Here is a 17,901-nt window from a genome sequence, read left to right on the forward strand (position 1 = left end):
ACTATGCAATCAAATAAGTATGGCTAGATTTAACATTCTACTTTCGCTAAAACTTTTCATAATCTTTATTTAAATCAATTAATTAAAAATCCTTCCAAAGGAAGTTTAGATTAAATAAAATGAGTAAAATTATTGTTCAAGCCCAAATTAATATAATTTGATTTAATCCTGACGAAAAATTCGGATCGAACGCCCCCTCATATCCGTTAGCTTTATAGTCGTGCAATGAGCATACTTTTTACTCTACGCTCATGGTTCTTATGACCAGAGTATTATAAAAAATACAGAAAATCCCGACTAATTTGGGCTTCTTAAATCTTCAATACAACTCTTCTCTTTTTCTTCCTTGTTACGTGCATCAACAGGATTCTTAACGCATTTACAATAATCGTAATACTTTTTCTTATCCACCTCTTTGGGTGGGTCTATGCCCTGACATTCCGTTAGTACTGACCCTAATCTATGAAATTCTTTACTCTTTTTACTCTCTGAGGGGATACTAGGTTTATAGATAATTATAAGTAGTGACACTATTATTGCTAAGAAAAATATATATTTCATACAATCAATAGCCTCCCTAACTCAAAATATGTAAATCTGTTTATAAAGCAAACTTTGATATTAAATCAAGACTTGCTTAGCTTTAATCAATCACTTAACACTGCAAAGCTCTAAGTCTTTTCTAGCCTGTACTGTGTCTGTCATAGCTTTCCTCTAAGTATTAAAAAAGCCTCAACTGTGAGGGGGCTACTAAATCTCAATAATTTATTGATCTAATTGAAAGTCTTCTGTAAAACCTTTTGCAATGCTAAAGTGACACAATTGACAAGCTAATCTTACAAGCATTCGATTGATGAATATGCATTATAAAAATTCTAAACTTCAGCATGAAGGAAGCCTGAAACAGGGGGTGTCTATCTCCCCTTTGGTTGTTCCTTTAGTCATTGGAATGGCATACGGTACAGTTATGCTTTTCCAAGGAGATCTTGGTGGCGCCTTTGCGATGTTTTTTCTCTGTCTTATGTTTGGGCTTCCCTTTACATACACTATCACCTTTACACTGGTTTTACCGATGGCTATCTTCCTTCGCAATATAAACGCTTTATCTTCTGCACGATTGTGCCTTTGGTGCACTCTACTTGCACCAGTTACATTCTATGCCTACATTTATCTGTTGAATGGTGGACCCGAACGAATACCTGACCTTTACGGGATCATCTTCTCCCTACTTTGCGGATTTATTTCAGGGGTTGCATTCTGCCTGATTGCTAGGATTCGGGTATTCGCTAATTAACTAAACTAAAAATCTTTAAGTATTAAAAAACTCTCAAAAGTGGCTTAATTAAAAAATTAACTATTCTTAAAATATAAAATAAGTAGTCCAACTGGAGCTAATACCCATGCAAAAAAGAAGCACATTAATCTTGCAATTAGCTTGAACCATATTGTAATGATATTGATAGAATAAACGTAAACTGCATCTCCAGTAATAACCTCCCATACATAATCATATAAATATTTTGCATAGGGGTATAACAGCCCATTAAATATAAAAAATCCTTTTATAATAACTAAATTCCAGAATGGTTTTGGTGTGGTTGCTCTAGCCTCTAATGTATCTATCATCAACCAAGCTAGTACAGCAGCAACAATACCAATTATAAGATTTCTAATGAAATAATCTTTTCTTAACCCGCCAAGAGTTTTACTAAATATATCTGCAATCATCTCTATCTATTCTTATGTGATTCAATAAATCAAAAAATATAAATATTGTTAGTAATTAAGTTTAAAGTTAGTGAATATTCACTCTAATAAATTGGCTAAATATTGGTTAATCATAAAAGATTTGACCAACAAAAAAGCTCACTAAAAAGTGAGCTTAATATCTAGTGAATTACTATAACTTCGCGCACTATAACAAAAATATGCCACAATATACCCTGACTTTCAAGCCCCAATGATGCAACTTCTAAATTGATAGTTTGTTGCCAATCTAACTAGACCTAGCATGGGATTGGGTAGATTTTGAAAAAGATTTAATAGTTATCCCACCTGCATCTAGAGATCAACTTCTTGTCGGTGAGCGAAATATTAAAATGAACCGTCAACACTTGGTTCCATTGAGTAAGCAAATGGTTGAAATCCTTAAAAACCAAAAAATCCAATCTAACGATGAATATGTGTTTTGTTCAGTCTTTAATAAGTCCAAAGTAATGAACAAAAGCACAATTAACCAGGCATTAAAAACAATGGGCCTAAATTGCACTGCTCATGACTTCCGCGCCACAGCATCCACGATTTTGCATGAAAAAAATTACAGTTCAGAATGGATTGAAATGCAACTCGCCCATATTGATAAAAACATTGTCCGCTGTACATATAACCATGCTCAAAATTTAGATGAGAGAAGAAAAATGATTCAAGACTGGTCTGATATCGTTGATGGTTGGTAAATTTAAAATGAAATTTATTGTTTTGCTTGTTGTTGGAATAATTGTTTTTTGGTTATATGACAGTTTTTCTACAAAATCTAGAATTAATTCTGCAATAAATTCAGAGAGTAAAATAAATAAATGTGGTACTTTTTTAGGTTTAAAATCCACAAATTCTCGATTTAAGGAAGACTACTTTGCTTTTAAAAATAATGAAAATAAAGTTGATGCCTTTAATATATTTCCACAATTTGATCTTCATAATAAAATTAAAAATAACGAAATAATTAAAAATGGAGACAAGGTTTGCTTTCTATATGCATACGTTCATACTTATATGGATTCGATTAAAATAATAACAAATGTAGAGAAGATAAAATGAAAATTAAGAATGAACGCAAATGTGTTCAAACTATGAAATTCCCACCAGAGATGCTCTCGCCTAACTTGATGTCGAAGTTGATCAGTTTACTGTTACTGCAATCTACGATGATGCTGTAATTAAAGATTCAAAAGTCAGATCATTTTCAATGCTTACGATCAATTCTGACAACCACCCTTTTATGAAGCAATTTCACGCGCCTGACAATGAAAAGCGCTCAATCATAGTCATACCAGAAGAATACCGCAAAGATTGGTTGAATTTTGATAAAGAAAACGCTCATGAATATTTCTTTGAAATGCATGATGAGTTTGTCACTTTTCCGCGTGATGAAAAAAAACAAAACGTCTTATTCTGACGAACCTTAGGATATATATTTTGAATCACTTACCAAAATTTCCACCAAGCTTTATCAGGCCAATTAGCACAAGGGTTAGGTAATAAACCGTAAATTTTGACAAATTCATCTTCTACAAGTTTTCCATCTTGATTTTCATCTAGATATTTAAATAATTTAATGTATTTATCTTTGCCTTGAAACCGTCTATCATCTGGCCAAGGATATGGTTCAAAATCTTTAACCTTTAAAAATTCATTAAGTTCAAAGGTACCATTTTTATTTGAATCATAGATTTTATAAAATTTCTCCCAGTCTAATGAAGTCGGATCACAGGCATGACTGAAGCTTGAAAGTGCGCTACAACTGAGAATCAGAATACAGATTATTTTTTTCATTTGTTTTATCCCATCTTTAATTAGCTTTGATTATATAGACAAAGTGATTTAGAAAAAATCATTTAAAGAAAGCCATTTAGGGTTATTCAATGTAATAGATAGCAAAACATCAATAGCGACTTTATTTTAAAACAAAAGCAGTGGTGAACTACTATTTTTTATTACATTAAAGTATTGACTAATACTGTCTGTTTTTTGGTGGTGTTTTATTCAAAAATTATTCCTAGAAATAAAGCCCTATTTAAAAGCCTTATTCTTCACATCATTCAAAGCACTCCACTTATTGTACACAGTAGTTACTTAATTATCATTCTTAAAACATCAACTGCTTCTTTATAATTCCATATGCTTTTGCGTATCGTATATTTCTGTATTAGGATTTTAACGATATATAAAATTGCTTATTTTATGAAGACTAATATATCAAAAAAAGGCGCATTAATCATCTTTATTTCATATAAATATCAAATACTTATAACAAAAATCTGCGTTTTTTTTGCATTTTATTTTAGATTTGATTAAATGTTTTATTTGATGGAATTTAAAAGTAAACATATTTAAACAATAATCGTTGATCATTGTACTGCCTGAATCACTCTTTAGAAACTTAAATGATCTAGTAGCAAGTGTTGAGCTTGCTACTTAGATATTTTTATGCAACTGACCCGTTGTTTTTATCAAATTGACCATGGATGTAGTAAAATGAAATTAATTTGAAAATGTATAGAACTTCTATTTGGGGAATAATCCTGTGAATTTTATTGATCCAATGAGATTAAATGCATTAATAATTTTAAGTTTAACTTTCAAACAAAAATGGATGATATCAAGATGGTAATAAAAAGAATTTATTTATTGGGACTATTGCTTTTGACGATAGAAGGTTGGGCTGAAGTAATACCAAATACGACTAGTACAGAGTCATTGCCAGATGTTGGGGTAATGCAAACCTTATCCACTAATAATACCCCTATAAAGTACATAAAAAGACCAAAAATCACCTACCCTAAAAATCTTAGCGATTTCGGTAATAGGGGTAAAGTGCTGCTTAAAGTATTAATTACTGAAACAGGCAGAGTTAGCGAAGTTGAGGTACTGGATTCACCACACCCCGATTTAGAACGTGCCGCTGTTCAAGCTGTCATGGGGGCACTGTTTGAACCGGAAAAAATTAATGGTAAGCCACAAAGCGGCTTTGTGAAAATACCCATTGAATTTTCTGTGTCAGCTGGTTTAAGTAATGGTGTTGATCCTTTTAGAATCCCTGCTGCATCAAAAAACCTTCCAGCAGATTTACAGTATGATGTCGCACCGCAGATTCGTATAGCAGCCCCTTTAGTTTATCCCTATGAGCTACTTAAATCGAAAACTACTGGTAAAGCTAAGGTGTATGTAGTTATAGATCCTGATGGAAATGTGCGTCAAGCCAATGTGCTTTCAGCCAGTGAGCCATCATTTGGCTTAGCTGCGAAGGCTTCTTTACAGTCATGGAAATTTTATCCTGCAAAAAAAGATGGTAAACATAGTTGGTCAGTGATCACAAAAGAACAGAATTTTAATCAGTTTAATAGAGATACATCAAATAGCCACTCAACAACTCAAATATTGGCTAATTTAGAGCGTGGAAAAACAAAAATCTATGAGTTGAAAGATTTAGATTCGGTACCTAAACCATTATATGCACCACACCCTGAAATGCCTATAGGTTCTGATAAATCACAAAAATCAAAAGTAATGTTAGAATTTTATTTAGATCAGGATGGTATGGTGATTTTACCTAAAATTGTATCTGGGAATAATGATGAATTTAGTTGGTTGGCGCTTACAGCGGTTAAACGTTGGCAGTTTGATATTCCGAAAGTAAATGGCAAGGCAGTTGTTGCCAGATTAAGACTGCCAATTCAATTTGATTAAATTGAAGGCGGTACTCAGATTCTGAGAACCAGGTATGGTGGAAATCACCACAACTGAAATTACTAAGGATCTGACGATCATGCAACCCCTTGTAACTACACTTTTAGTGTAGCTATGAATATAAGATATACATCTGATACTTAGATTGTGAATACCTGTTAATCACACTAACCCACTTTTGGTTGGTTAGTTTGGGAGATGGTGAATATTGGTCTAATACCTCATCACCATGGAAGCCTATAGGTTACAAATACAAAGCATGGCATGTAGAATTTAAAACTGGTTTTTTAGCCCCTACACTTAACTACACAGAATACCTTGCCCTCTCTAAGGCTGTTCGTAATAGTAAATAGAAGTACAGCAATTAATTTTAACTTTTAATTACTACTGTTGTATTATTAACAATCAAAAGAATTTAGATACAAAAATGAGAGCTAATTATGAAAAAAATATGTTTTATCACTTCATTAATCGTAGTTTTATCAGGATGTAGTAACTATGTATTACCGAATGGCGAACAACTTGGTAGTAAACGATGGGAGGAAATAAGTGATAGAATGAATAAAAAAGTAGGACTTTCTGAGCAAGAACTTATTAGTCAATGGGGTGTACCAAATGGTAACTATACCCTTTCAAATGGTTCAAAAATTATATCTTATGATGTATATAATTCTAGAAAAGATAGTTATTGTGAAGCAAAATTTTTAATTGAAAGGGGGAAAGTAACAAAATGGGGACATTCTGGTAATAAGGCTTGTGGACTCGGGTCAGCTTCACCTTCAAAATTAATTCCAAAGACTCCTCTTCCTAAACCTACTTTATGAAATTAATTTACTTAATGCTACTTCTCTTGGTTAATCCTTATTAAATTGAAGCCCTCAATTGAGGGCATTTCACTTTATACTTCCGTTACTCCAGTTGCAGATACACCTTTTAAAACAGGCAAATCATAACGAAACTCAGCAGGTTTACTTGTTTTCCCATACCATCGAAATTCCTGAAAGTCAGATTCATTATAAAGCGCATAACAAACCATATTTGATTGATTTCCACCAATACAGACCAACTACCTGTCTTACTATCCCGACCTGCAACAAAGCAAACATGGCCACCACCGCTTCGAGTTTTGATTGCTACACAGCCATAGGCTGGTTTTGATAGTTTAAATCCATAGTTCACATAATCAAGTGCGCAGTACCAATGTTTTGGATATGCCACACCAGTAGATTTTAGACACCACGCCAAAAATGTACCGCACCAAGGTGTTTCATCTTCTTGCCACCATGAACCCAAGGATTGAAGCCATTTTAGGATTGTTGGGTTATGAGCTGTTTTGCTTGTATTTTCTTTTAAACCTAAATGTTTTTTGGCTTCGACCATCCAAGCTAAATCATTTGTATTTGATACCAGTGTTGAGATCAGTGTATTGACGGTGGTTAAATTTAACTGAGGCTCACGCAATTCTGGCTGCTTTTTCAAACGAGCTATAATCAAAGCTACATCAACAAAAGCGCCAACATATTCTTTCCATTATTCGGGAATTGAGTTTTTGAACTCTTGAGGAATAATATTCCATAGAGTCAAAAGTGCTCAGAGAATAAACTCAAAACAAAAAAATGGCGCTTATTGCGCCGATCTGTAGTGATTTAAGCTTGTATGACTGTTTCCAATTATCGATTAATTTCATTTAATACTCCACGTGTTTGCTTGGCGTTTAAGCCAAGACTCAATAAACGTACTTCCTAAAATACCTAATGTTGATACTATTGCGATCAAAGTAAGAGGGTTTATATCAGGAACCTGTAAAACAATTGCTCCCGCTATCGTTGATCTTGCTGCTCCTAAAGTTGTTCGGCCAATAGCTAAACGCCATGTAAGTTTTCCACCAGAGACAAGTAGTTTGGCAAATCCAATACATGCCCCCATTGCAAGAATGAATAGTAAATTTTTCATTGCTCATAAATTGGGTCCAATAAAAAACCCACTCTGTTGAGTGGGTTTGATTAACATTCGATTTTGCGATTTAAGTCTTTCACGTTAGTTACCTCCAACTTTATTTTTTTGAATCCAAGCAAGCCCACCAGCTGAAAATATAAAACTGATCACTGCAATATAAAAAAAGGAATTAATTCTATTATTCTGTTCTTTAGATACATAATGAACCGAGCCATGATTATTTAATGAAACAGAATATATTTTATCTGGCGTTTCCTTACCCTTTGAATGGTAAGTTTCAAATAAATCAAGACCATAGAATAAGCTAGATATACTAGAAATTAGTAAAAATGCTGTAAAGAGATAAATTATAAGTTTTTTCATATCTTATCCAAGATATAGATTTAATCCAAGATACTAATTTTTATACAAAAAAGAAACCTCTCGATGGTGATTCCTTTTCACTAAACATTCTATCTTGGTTTTATTAATTTATTTATCGCTTGCTTTGTCTTGCCACAACTTTGCAGTTTCTTTATTTTCTTCGACCCCTAAGCCATGTTCGTACATAAATGCAATATCTCTCATTGCTTCTTTATTTCCTAGTGAAGCAGCTTTCTTGCGGATTTCTAATGCTTTTTGAGAATCTTTATTGATGCCATCACCTCGACTGTATAAATTCGCTAAGCCAACCATAGATTCAGAATGATTTTGATCTAAGCCTTTTGAAAACCAAGTAAATGCTTTTTTGTAATGTTCATCAGCATCAGCTGGATCCATATCTTCAACCAACCCAGCATAAGTTGCATATCCATCACCAAGCCAATACATCGCTTTAGCATTACCATTTTCAGCAGACTTTGTAGCCCATAATTCAGCTTGAGTTTCATCCTCATCAATACCATAACCATGAATATATACATCGGCTAACTCCAATTGGGCAACAGCATCGCCACTTTTGGCTTTAGATAATAATTCATTTGAAAATGTCGGATTAGCTAATGTTTCCATGGAAAAAATGAGTCCTAAAATAATAAATATTTGTTTGAAATTATTCAATTTTCACCCTAATATAAGTCAGGTTTGTCTATAAAATTTTGATCCATGATAATATAAATATATGACAAATTGTGTATTAACTAATTTGTTAAATATTAATCAAAACATTTTTATCACTATGTCAGCTAATTGGAATCATTTTGTATACCCAGCTTCAGTATTTTTCAATCTAGAGGATTGGATATTGAACTCATAAGCTAAAAAAATAAATCATTAACCATCCAGTACACCAAACTTATGAAAAAAATATTTGTGGAAGATTATCAAGGACATTACTTATGTGCTCACAACATTGTGGATTTTACTGATATAAAATATTCTCGTCTGTTTGCACAAATCATTTTTACAACCTTAAGAGAACCTATTTCAACTGAAAAATTTGAAAACTTAAAGAACTTTGACTCTTGGTATGATTGTTGTGATTGGATAGAAAAATTTTTATCATTAATGCCCGATTTCAAAAACACTGGAGGTTTTTATGAAAACTCAAAACTATCAACCATTGATGCAATTGAACTCACCTCAAATTGCTATAGTCATTCAGATTATGAAAAGATTTCACATATAAATACCATCTACAATAACAATGAAGACTTTAGCCATCTAGAAATTATATTTATTGATTCAAACGATACAATAGTTAAAAATTTCTCTTCAGAAGATGCTGCAAAAGAATGGCTAAATGAACATTTTTATATGATGTAAAAAATTTGCATTGAAGAAATAAAAAACCTCCCTTGGGAGGTAATAACACAATCAATACCTAATCATTAAGTATCTTAGATTTCTTTATCTCTTCCAACTTAAAAATCTTGGAGCTAATTTTAATACCATTAGACGCATAGACAACTATCGGAAGTTTACTATTGTAATTAAGTATAGTATTACCGTTTAAGTTAATAGGAATCTCACCCATTTTAGGCATCTCAGAACAACCCATTAAAGTCGTAATTATGTTACCTAGTTTACCAACTTCATAATAAGGATATTGCATGCCCTCAACTAATTTTTTAGTATACTTTGCAGATCGACTTTTGGTATTACAATCTTGCATACCCTCCATAGAAGCAGTGATTAAGACTCTATAGTCTTCTTCATTTTCCTTAGGATCTAATAAAATTACATTTCTATTTTGATCTTTTTTAACTTCTGGATATACGTTTAAATCATTAGCACTCTTATTAGCATAAGCGCTGACCGAGATAGAGAACAAACATAAAATAAGAACTTTTTTCATACCCCACCCTAAATTATAAATTTAGACCAAGATACTAATAATAGGGTTAAAAAGAAACCTCCCGAGAGAGGTTTGGTTTTACTAAAAATTTATAGAAAAGAAATAAACTATCCTTCATTAGCTGAAACTAAAGAAAAAGTAAATTTTTTTGTCTTTCTAAGTGGATATGGTTTGCCATTAATACTTAATGGGAGAAAACTTGCTTTTTCTCGAAATTCGTTTAATACATAATTATCCAATTTAGTTAATCCGCTACTTTCAGTAATCTCGGCTTTAGTTAATTTCCCATTATCATCAGCTTCTGCATAGATCGTTATTGATCTATCTTCACCCTTTAAATCTGATTTTTTTACAAAAATCATTGGTTCACTTTTATATCTCACTTCTCTTGAAACATTAAATTGAAAAGGCTGCTTTGCACGAGCTGGGTAATTGGTTTTCTCTTCCCCTTCATTCCAAACTCGTAATTTAGATATTTGAACAGCCCTTAATACTTTATGATCTAATTCTTCCAGTCCACTACTTTTAAACACCTCAGCGTGTTCAACCTTGCCACTCGCATCAGTTTTAAATGAGATTACGACATTCCTGTCATAGCCTTCTAATAATTCATTTTTAAACGAGACTTTTGGTGCTCTCATCCACCTGACTAACATTGTATTATTTGTAATTTTTTGCCCTTCTTGAGCTTGAACGTTTGATCCTAGATAAAACGTAAGTGCAATTAAAACTATATTTAAAATTTTCATATAAAGTTCGCTTAAACTAGTGTTTTTATAAGTCTATAAATTTGACTTTTGGGGTGTAAAAAACCACCCTCAGTTGGTTTAATAACTTTAGATTAACTCATTCAGGTTCAATATTTCTTTCACAATCTTCTCGCCACTCATTTGCATAATTCTCAATAGCTTGCTCTTTAGCAAAATCAGTAGCGTATATTTGATATTGTTTTGCATTAGAAATCATATCAATGAGTAGTAAAGATTGGTTTTCCGATAACTTCCCACTTGTAGCTTGTAGATAATTTTCTATATCGAAACCTTGTTGATATTCGGTCATTAACATAGATGCCATATTTTTCATAACCTGACAAGCGTCCTGTTCATATGCATATACAGTTGTGCTTGAAAGTAAAAATAAGAATAAAAATGTTTTTTTCATAATAAATTCACGTTTTATTTTAAAACAAGATACTAATAATTAATTCAAAAAGGAACCTTCGCTTTGAGATCGAATAAATAACAGAATCACCTCCATCATCAAAAGGAGGATGTGCGTAGTTTCTGGTTAAATAGTGATGTGAATGAAGCTGTAGCCACAAAATGTAAAAAATCTGCTAAAGTAGCCGCTTAGATAGCGGCTTTTTTGTAAAAGCTGTTGTTTAAATAGACACTTAGCAAAGTGAGTAACATTGTGAGTAACTTCACATCCAGTCTACACATTAAGCGATATATTTCAAAAGGTTAAGTTTGATATGCTTCTAATGATCGATAATTACGATAGCTTTACGTATAACATTGTCCAATATTTTGGCGAGTTAAACCAAGACGTTAAAGTTGTTCGCAATGATGCCGTGACCTTAGAGGATATCGAACGATGGCAACCAAAGTACTTAGTGATTGGTCCTGGTCCTTGCTCACCCTCTGAAGCAGGAATCTCTATCCCTGCAATTCAGCATTTTGCAGGAAAAATTCCAACACTCGGTGTATGCCTAGGTCACCAAGCAATTGGTCAGGCTTTTGGCGGTGAAATTGTGCGTGCCAAAACGGTGATGCATGGTCGTTTATCCGACATGTATCATAGTGACCAAGGGATCTTCAGCAACTTACCTTCTCCATTTTCAGCAACACGTTATCATTCACTCGTGATTGATCAAGCCAGTGTGCCTGAATGTCTGGAAGTTACTTGCTGGACCAATGAAGCAGATGGTTCTATCGAAGAAATTATGGGTGTCAAACATAAGACATTGCCAATTGAAGGCGTGCAGTTCCATCCAGAATCCATTCTGAGTCAACATGGTCATCAGATCTTTAAAAACTTTTTAGAAATTTATGCTTAATATGCGTAGTACAAGATAATGAATATTCAACAAGCTTTAAATAACATCACTAAAAATATCGAACTCACTCAACCTCAAATGGAGGAAGTGATGCGTACCATCATGCGTGGTGAAGCCACAGATGCCCAAATTGGTGCATTTATGATGGGACTTCGTTTAAAAGGTGAAAGTATTGACGAAATCACCGCTGCCGCACGTGTAATGCGTGAGTTTGCAATTAAAATTGATGTGGGTGATATCCCGCATTTAATTGATATTGTTGGCACGGGTGGTGATGGACAAAACCTATTTAACGTATCTACTGCCTCTTCATTTGTTATTGCGGCAGCAGGTGCAACTATTGCAAAACATGGAAATCGTGGTGTTTCTTCTAAATCAGGCTCGTCTGATCTTTTAGAACAGGCTGGGATTAACCTTGATTTAAATATGCACCAGACAGAACGATGCATCCGTGAAATGGGGGTTGGCTTCTTATTTGCCCCAAATCATCACAAAGCAATGAAATATGCGGCTGGTCCTCGTAAAGAATTGGGCTTCCGTAGTATTTTCAATCTCCTTGGCCCGCTTACGAATCCGGCTGGGGTACGTCGCTATGTGATTGGTGTATTTTCTACAGAATTGTGTCGACCATTGGCCGAAGTTTTAAAACAACTGGGGGCTGAACATGTCATGGTGGTTCATTCTAAAGATGGCTTAGATGAAATCAGTTTGGCTTCCTCAACTTATGTTGCTGAATTAAAAAATGGTGAAATCACGGAATGGATGATTCAACCAGAAGATGTAGATATTGAATCTCAAACCTTAACTGGTCTTTCTGTTGATAGTGCTGCTGAGAGCCTAGCATTAATCAAAGATGCACTCGGTAAGAAGAAATCAGCAAAAGGTGAAAAAGCAGCCAGTATGCTGGCATTAAATGCAGGTGCTGGTATCTATGTTTCAGGTCTGACCAAAAGTTATAAACAAGGTGTCGCTTTAGCACATGATATTATCTATGGTGGGCAAGCTTTAGAAAAAATGGGCATTTTGTCTGAATTTACCAAAACACTCAAAGAGTATGAAGCTTAAGGATTAGAGGACGTTATCATGGTGGATATTGCCAATACAATGTTGGGTAAAATTGTTGATCGTAAATACGAAGAATTTGCTCAACGTTTAAAACAACGTAGTTTAAACGATGTTGAAGCGCTTGCCCAAGCTGCAACGCCTGTGCGTGGTTTTGCAAAATCTTTATACAGCAAACGCCCAGGTGTAATTGCTGAAATTAAGAAAGCTTCGCCATCAAAAGGGGTGATTCGTGAAAACTTTAACCCTGCTGAAATTGCTCAACAATACCAGCAAGCCGGTGCAGCCTGCTTATCTGTTTTAACAGATTTAGATTTCTTTCAAGGCGCTGATGAAAATATTCAGATCGCCCGTAGTCACTGTGAATTACCTGCACTACGTAAAGATTTTTTGATTAATCCTTACGGCGTTATCGAAGCACGTGCTTTACATGCCGACTGTATTTTATTGATTGTGGCTTGTTTGTCAGATCAACAACTTGAAGAAATGTCAAAGACCGCATTTGAGCAGAACCTTGATGTTTTGGTTGAAGTTCATGATGAAGCTGAACTGGAACGTGCATTGCAACTTTCAGAGCGTTGTTTACTGGGTGTGAATAACCGTAATTTAAAAACCTTTGATGTCGATTTAAATACCTCATTGCGTTTGAAGAAGTTACTTCCACCATCACGTTTACTGATCACTGAAAGTGGTATTGCAACACCAGATGATGTGCGCATGATGCAAGAACACGATATTCATTCATTCCTTGTGGGTGAAAGCTTTATGAAGCAACCACGCCCTGATCATGCATTTAATGCGTTGTTTGGTCTGCCTGAAACAGTTTAATTAAAAGTCAAAGGGTGAGTTCGCTCACCTTGTTTTTATCTTTCCCCACTCCCCCCTTTAAATTTTGAAATTCCCAACATTCAAGTCACGATCAACGCAGATATAACGGTGTGAATTCAATTCAGTTCAAATTTGACAAGATTCAGACTATACTGAGCGCCTAATACCGTCCATTTACTGTTTTTTGCAATTATGAGTAAATCTGATTCCACATTCTCTAAATCACAGCTTGATTTATTAAAACAATTCAAAAAACAAATCACTCCTCCGCATTCTTCAAAAGTTGCAGTGCAACCTGAAAGTAAGAATACACAAGTAACAGCACCTGAAGAGTTAGATGATGCTGATTTGTTTAAAACCGCACTCGGCGGTGTAACCAAACTCGATAACGGCAATATTGCCAAAATCGAGCGTAGTGATTTGCGCAAAAAACCAGATGCAAAAATCCTTGCCAAACGCGCGGCGGCTGAAGGTGCATTTGAAATTAATGATGCAGAATTGTCAGATACTCAAGCAATTTTAAATCCTGTTGCAAGTCAGGCGGCTTTAAGCTATCGCATCGCAACACTACAACATAAAGTTTTTGAAGACTTAAAAGCTGGTAATCTACGCTGGTTTGAAGCTGTTGATTTACATGGTTGTACTGTTGAAGAAGCGCGTTCTGCTGTATTGCAAATCATTCAAATGGCAAAAGATGAAAACCAAAATGTCATTAAAATTGTCCATGGCAAAGGCCCAGAAGCCATACTCAAAACTTATGTGAATGGCTGGCTTCGTCAACATCGTGATGTTTTAGCTTTTGTCAGTGCTCCTGAAAAACAAGGTGGCACAGGCGCAGTTTTGGTTTTACTGAAACGTGCTGAAAGAAATCCAAAATCAAATGGAAATCCATGATCATTTGTTTTAAATGATCAAAACTCTCTTAAGTGTCGGTTTATCTTGTAATTAGAAAATATTATTCATTTTTCTGATACAATGCCGTCCTTGTTCAAACCGTATAAGTGAACACGTTTTATGTCTATGCAGCAATCCTACGCAAATATTTTAACTGCCGTTGGCGAGGACTTAGACCGTCCTGGTCTGAAAGATACGCCTATGCGTGCGGCTAAAGCTTTTTCGTACTTGACGTCTGGCTATAGCAAAACGTTGGAAGAAGTGACCAATAATGCGGTCTTCCCTTCTGATAATGATGAAATGGTCTTGGTAAAGAATATCGAATTTTATTCGTTATGTGAGCATCATTTATTGCCTTTTCATGGTCGTGTACATATTGCCTATCTCCCTTCTGGCAATGTTTTAGGACTGTCTAAATTTGCCCGTATCACAGAAATGTTTGCTCGCCGTTTACAGATTCAAGAACAGTTGACCAAGCAAATTGCAGATGCAGTGGCTGAAGTTACTCAAGCACGTGGTGTTGCGGTGGTCATTGATTCAGCGCACATGTGTATGATGATGCGTGGTGTCAGCAAACAAGAATCGACCACACGTACCGTGTCATTTGTGGGTGATTTTAAAACAGATAAAGAAGCACGTCGTGAGTTTTTATCTGCCGTGCCTGAAGCACATTAAGACTAATCATTCAGCAAGCAATATAAATATCAAAGCCTCATTTTATTGAGGCTTTATTTTACGATAGGGTTTTACAATGTCTTTAATTTGGTTGGCAGGTCATGGTTTAACGCACAGTGAAACCACTATCGATTATCCTCGTGCAGAGCGATTGGTTAAAGGAAATCCCAAACGACTCACGCAAAGTTTGTATGAACATCCCAATATGAATTGTGGTATTTGGCAATGCGAGGTCGGTGCATGGGATATTCAATTTGCAGACAATAAACAGGAATTTTTTCAGCTAATTGAAGGTACTGTACGTTTGCATGATAAAAACACCTCATCATTTGTAGAAATTAAAGCTGGTGAAGCAGGAATTATCCCACCTTCATTTATCGGTACATTTGAAGTGCTTGAAGCAGTTAAAAAATATTTTGTTGTGGTTGAAGTTTGAGTCAGTAAAACTTGTGATTTTTTTGCTTTCCTATAGCTTATATTTGTAAAACATTCGCTTATTGTCCACTTAAAACTATATGATTTAAATTATCTCAGCCTTATACCATATTTTAAATGAAAAATTTACTGATCTTTATTTCAGCGTTGACTACCTCCACTGCCTTTGCTGACAATCTAAATGCCAACGAATTAAAAGATGTGCAAAGTGTCATTAAATTATTTAAAAATAAAAATATCACAGCGATTTCAAACAACATTGTCTATCCCTTACATCGTGAAGAACCCATCCCAGGTATTGCCAATGCATCCCAGATGAAACAACGCTTTAACCAAGTGTTTGATCCTCAACTTATTCAAGAGATCGCCAACTCAAAACCATCACAATGGGAAAGCATGGGTTGGCGTGGTGTGATGCTCAATGGCGGCACAATATGGTTAGATGGTCATAAAATTAAAGCCATCAACTACAGTAGTGATGCTGAACAAAAATATAAAGCGCAATTGATTTCACAACAGAAAAATCAATTACATTCATCAGTTAAAAATTTTAAAACACCTGAATTACAGTTTAAAACAGCCAAATTTCAAGTGCGTATAGATGCTATGCCCAATGGTAAATACCGTTATGCATCTTGGGGAACAAAACAGTCCCAAGCGACAAAACCTGATCTGATTTTAAATCAAGGTCGTGTTGAAATGGATGGTTCAGGCGGTAATCACCACTACATTTTTAACAGTGGTACATATCAATATGTAGTTTATCGTAATGTTTTAGGGTCAAATGAAACAGCAGATGTCACATTAGAAGTCACTCAAAAAGGTAAAAAGATCCTTTCTCAAGCAGGCACATTATTTAAATAGTTTGTATCAATGATTGAGTTGAATCATTTTTCTCAAGTTTTTCTAATTCATACAGATTTAAAGCTAGTCGAGTAAATCACCATGATGATCTACTCGATAAGCTGTTCAAAATCATGTGCTGTGCGATATATCACAAACACACAGACAATCCTTTAAATATGATATTTGATTATTTTTTTTCAGCCAATTGATAAATCAATTGTTCCATTTGTTGCATGTATTGACGATTCTCATGGTCCCACGGATGGAAGTTTGGACGGAAATAATCGATATAATTTCCCAATTGCTTTCTCAATACGCCTATGCCACCAAAGGTATAATGATAGGTCTTTTTCCAGCTAGATAAATCACTTAACTTCCCTTCTCCTTTAACAATGGTCAAGAATACAGGAATCACTAAGCCCCAGAACACAATCGTTGCGACCACCAATCCAAAACTACGAACAGCATAGGCATAAGGACCATGCCCCATTGCGGTATTCCATACATCAAAAGCCACAGCTTTATGTTCTGTTTCTTCAAAAGCATGCCAACGCCAGATATTGGCATAATGTTCTTCAGCACCTTCAAATAACTCAGGTGTCCGTAATACAGAATCTGCCAATAAAGCGGTAAAATGTTCTAATGCAATTGTTCCACTGAGCCAAAAATATGCAGGTAAATGCTGTTTAAGCAGACCAAAAATCTCTAAAACCAATGCTTCAAATTTTGGTGCAATCGGTGAGCGTGCAAATAAGGCTTGGTTATATTCTTCATGCTCACGTCCATGCATTGCTTCTTGACCAATAAAAGCCGTCACCGCTTTTTGTAATTCTGGGTCTTGGACTAAATCACGATGTGCCCTTACCGCATCAATAAAGAAGCGTTCGCCAATAGGCAAGACAATAGAAAACGTATTTAGCAATGCGGTAAAAATTGGACCTGCGGCGGTATGCCAATCTGCGATTCGCTCTGCGGGTAAATTAAATCTGACATCACGGCGAATAGGTAATGGCTCATGATACACACTCGATTTAATAAATTTTTTTAAAATGCCCATGGTTGATCCTGCCTCTGGCTGATTATCATTTTTTTAATTTAGCTGGTGCGCTTATTAGAATTTTACTTAACTGGGTTTAATTCCATAGGTCATTTCGACTCATTTACATGTCATTGCATCCCTTTTTCTGATAGTTCGATCTAATAAGTTTCTCGAAGCATGTCGATATATGCTTGCGATACCATCAACAGCATGATCTAAATTGTGCAAAAAGTGGATCGTCAAAATGTCTTTTTCAGTTCAAAAATAGACTTTGCTGAAATGCCACATCAAGCATATTCAATAAAAACGCTGAGTTATGGCTGGAATTAAATGTTGGATATTTAAGAGAAATACACTTAGTTTTTT

General features: G+C 34.9%; 21 protein-coding genes and 3 pseudogenes. 14 read left to right on the forward strand and 10 right to left on the reverse strand.

Translation table 11 applies throughout. The features are described from left to right. Positions 1 to 853 precede the first annotated feature (853 nt). The gene (locus F981_RS19055; protein ID WP_004724567.1) at positions 854 to 1,294 is read left to right on the forward strand and encodes a hypothetical protein; all 441 of its coding nucleotides are present in this window, start codon (positions 854 to 856) and stop codon (positions 1,292 to 1,294) included. Positions 1,295 to 1,350: 56 nt separating this feature from the next. Here the strand turns inward: F981_RS19055 and F981_RS19060 are convergent, their stop codons facing one another. After that, positions 1,351 to 1,728 (reverse strand): hypothetical protein, encoded by a 378-nt coding sequence (locus F981_RS19060; RefSeq protein WP_004724568.1) that lies wholly within the window; start codon positions 1,726 to 1,728, stop codon positions 1,351 to 1,353. A 278-nt stretch (positions 1,729 to 2,006) separates the two neighbouring features. On the opposite strand from F981_RS19060, the pseudogene F981_RS19065 reads away from it, so the two are divergent. From F981_RS19065 to F981_RS23460, 3 genes and pseudogenes are all read left to right on the forward strand, one after another. Next, positions 2,007 to 2,456: pseudogene (locus F981_RS19065) on the forward strand (tyrosine-type recombinase/integrase); the annotation flags it as partial. Positions 2,457 to 2,463: 7 nt separating this feature from the next. Then, entirely contained in the window at positions 2,464 to 2,817 is a 354-nt protein-coding gene (locus F981_RS19070) for a hypothetical protein (protein ID WP_151027098.1), read from the forward strand. Positions 2,818 to 2,902: 85 nt separating this feature from the next. Beyond that, positions 2,903 to 3,175 (forward strand): annotated as a pseudogene (locus F981_RS23460) (SOS response-associated peptidase); the annotation flags it as partial. Between the two features lie 29 nt (positions 3,176 to 3,204). Here the strand turns inward: F981_RS23460 and F981_RS19080 are convergent. Further along, positions 3,205 to 3,552, reverse strand: a complete 348-nt coding sequence (locus tag F981_RS19080) for an EF-hand domain-containing protein (RefSeq protein ID WP_004724579.1) — start codon at positions 3,550 to 3,552, stop codon at positions 3,205 to 3,207. An 816-nt stretch (positions 3,553 to 4,368) separates the two neighbouring features. On the opposite strand from F981_RS19080, the gene F981_RS19085 reads away from it, so the two are divergent. Together F981_RS19085 and F981_RS19090 are read left to right on the forward strand one after the other, a co-directional pair. After that, positions 4,369 to 5,466, forward strand: coding sequence for a TonB family protein (locus F981_RS19085; RefSeq protein ID WP_151027099.1), 1,098 nt, complete (start codon positions 4,369 to 4,371; stop codon positions 5,464 to 5,466). Between the two features lie 440 nt (positions 5,467 to 5,906). Continuing rightward, positions 5,907 to 6,290, forward strand: a complete 384-nt coding sequence (locus tag F981_RS19090) for a lipoprotein (RefSeq protein WP_004724583.1) — start codon at positions 5,907 to 5,909, stop codon at positions 6,288 to 6,290. A gap of 74 nt (positions 6,291 to 6,364) precedes the next feature. Here F981_RS19090 and F981_RS19095 read toward each other — a convergent pair. From F981_RS19095 to F981_RS19110, 4 genes and pseudogenes are all read right to left on the reverse strand, one after another. Beyond that, positions 6,365 to 7,153 (reverse strand): annotated as a pseudogene (locus F981_RS19095) (NlpC/P60 family protein). Further along, entirely contained in the window at positions 7,150 to 7,419 is a 270-nt protein-coding gene (locus F981_RS19100; RefSeq protein ID WP_004724587.1) for a phage holin family protein, read from the reverse strand. Before F981_RS19100 ends, F981_RS19095 begins: the two are co-directional and overlap by 4 nt. Positions 7,420 to 7,503: 84 nt before the next feature. Beyond that, a complete protein-coding gene (locus F981_RS19105) occupies positions 7,504 to 7,785 on the reverse strand; it encodes a hypothetical protein (RefSeq protein WP_004724588.1) in 282 nt (93 codons plus the stop codon). Positions 7,786 to 7,893: 108 nt separating this feature from the next. Continuing rightward, positions 7,894 to 8,412 (reverse strand): tetratricopeptide repeat protein, encoded by a 519-nt coding sequence (locus tag F981_RS19110; RefSeq protein WP_004724590.1) that lies wholly within the window; start codon positions 8,410 to 8,412, stop codon positions 7,894 to 7,896. 285 nt (positions 8,413 to 8,697) lie between these two features. Here F981_RS19110 and F981_RS19115 point away from each other — a divergent pair, with 285 nt between their 5' ends. Continuing rightward, the gene (locus F981_RS19115; protein WP_004724592.1) at positions 8,698 to 9,165 is read left to right on the forward strand and encodes a hypothetical protein; all 468 of its coding nucleotides are present in this window, start codon (positions 8,698 to 8,700) and stop codon (positions 9,163 to 9,165) included. 58 nt (positions 9,166 to 9,223) lie between these two features. Here the strand turns inward: F981_RS19115 and F981_RS19120 are convergent, their stop codons facing one another. From F981_RS19120 to F981_RS19130, 3 genes are all read right to left on the reverse strand, one after another. Next, positions 9,224 to 9,697 carry an ecotin family protein gene (locus tag F981_RS19120; protein WP_004724594.1) on the reverse strand — a complete coding sequence of 158 codons (474 nt, stop codon included), beginning with the start codon at positions 9,695 to 9,697 and terminating at the stop codon, positions 9,224 to 9,226. Between the two features lie 107 nt (positions 9,698 to 9,804). Beyond that, a complete protein-coding gene (locus F981_RS19125) occupies positions 9,805 to 10,446 on the reverse strand; it encodes a TonB family protein (protein WP_004724596.1) in 642 nt (213 codons plus the stop codon). Between the two features lie 97 nt (positions 10,447 to 10,543). After that, complete coding sequence (locus tag F981_RS19130; protein ID WP_004724597.1) at positions 10,544 to 10,858, reverse strand: hypothetical protein; 315 nt, start codon at positions 10,856 to 10,858, stop codon at positions 10,544 to 10,546. Positions 10,859 to 11,171: 313 nt separating this feature from the next. Between F981_RS19130 and F981_RS19135 the strand changes: the two genes are divergently transcribed. The 7 genes from F981_RS19135 (at position 11,172) to F981_RS19165 (ending at position 16,514) form a co-directional block, all read left to right on the forward strand. Beyond that, complete coding sequence (locus F981_RS19135; protein ID WP_004724599.1) at positions 11,172 to 11,756, forward strand: anthranilate synthase component II; 585 nt, start codon at positions 11,172 to 11,174, stop codon at positions 11,754 to 11,756. An 18-nt stretch (positions 11,757 to 11,774) separates the two neighbouring features. Then, positions 11,775 to 12,821 carry an anthranilate phosphoribosyltransferase gene (gene trpD / locus F981_RS19140; protein WP_004724601.1) on the forward strand — a complete coding sequence of 349 codons (1,047 nt, stop codon included), beginning with the start codon at positions 11,775 to 11,777 and terminating at the stop codon, positions 12,819 to 12,821. An 18-nt stretch (positions 12,822 to 12,839) separates the two neighbouring features. After that, positions 12,840 to 13,646, forward strand: coding sequence for an indole-3-glycerol phosphate synthase TrpC (gene trpC / locus F981_RS19145; RefSeq protein WP_004724604.1), 807 nt, complete (start codon positions 12,840 to 12,842; stop codon positions 13,644 to 13,646). Between the two features lie 192 nt (positions 13,647 to 13,838). Then, a complete protein-coding gene (locus F981_RS19150) occupies positions 13,839 to 14,540 on the forward strand; it encodes a Smr/MutS family protein (protein WP_004724606.1) in 702 nt (233 codons plus the stop codon). Positions 14,541 to 14,666: 126 nt separating this feature from the next. Then, a complete protein-coding gene (folE, locus tag F981_RS19155; protein ID WP_171064926.1) occupies positions 14,667 to 15,215 on the forward strand; it encodes a GTP cyclohydrolase I FolE in 549 nt (182 codons plus the stop codon). Positions 15,216 to 15,291: 76 nt separating this feature from the next. Next, on the forward strand, positions 15,292 to 15,651 hold the full coding sequence (locus tag F981_RS19160) for a cupin domain-containing protein (RefSeq protein WP_004724611.1): 360 nt from the start codon (positions 15,292 to 15,294) through the stop codon (positions 15,649 to 15,651). 116 nt (positions 15,652 to 15,767) lie between these two features. Continuing rightward, positions 15,768 to 16,514: a hypothetical protein gene (locus tag F981_RS19165; protein WP_004724613.1), complete on the forward strand. Its 747-nt coding sequence runs from the start codon at positions 15,768 to 15,770 to the stop codon at positions 16,512 to 16,514. Positions 16,515 to 16,683: 169 nt separating this feature from the next. Here F981_RS19165 and F981_RS19170 read toward each other — a convergent pair whose 3' ends face one another. Further along, positions 16,684 to 17,553, reverse strand: a complete 870-nt coding sequence (locus tag F981_RS19170) for a metal-dependent hydrolase (protein WP_004724615.1) — start codon at positions 17,551 to 17,553, stop codon at positions 16,684 to 16,686. Positions 17,554 to 17,901 lie beyond the last annotated feature (348 nt).

The organism is Acinetobacter guillouiae CIP 63.46 (assembly GCF_000368145.1).
Lineage (GTDB): Bacteria > Pseudomonadota > Gammaproteobacteria > Pseudomonadales > Moraxellaceae > Acinetobacter > Acinetobacter guillouiae.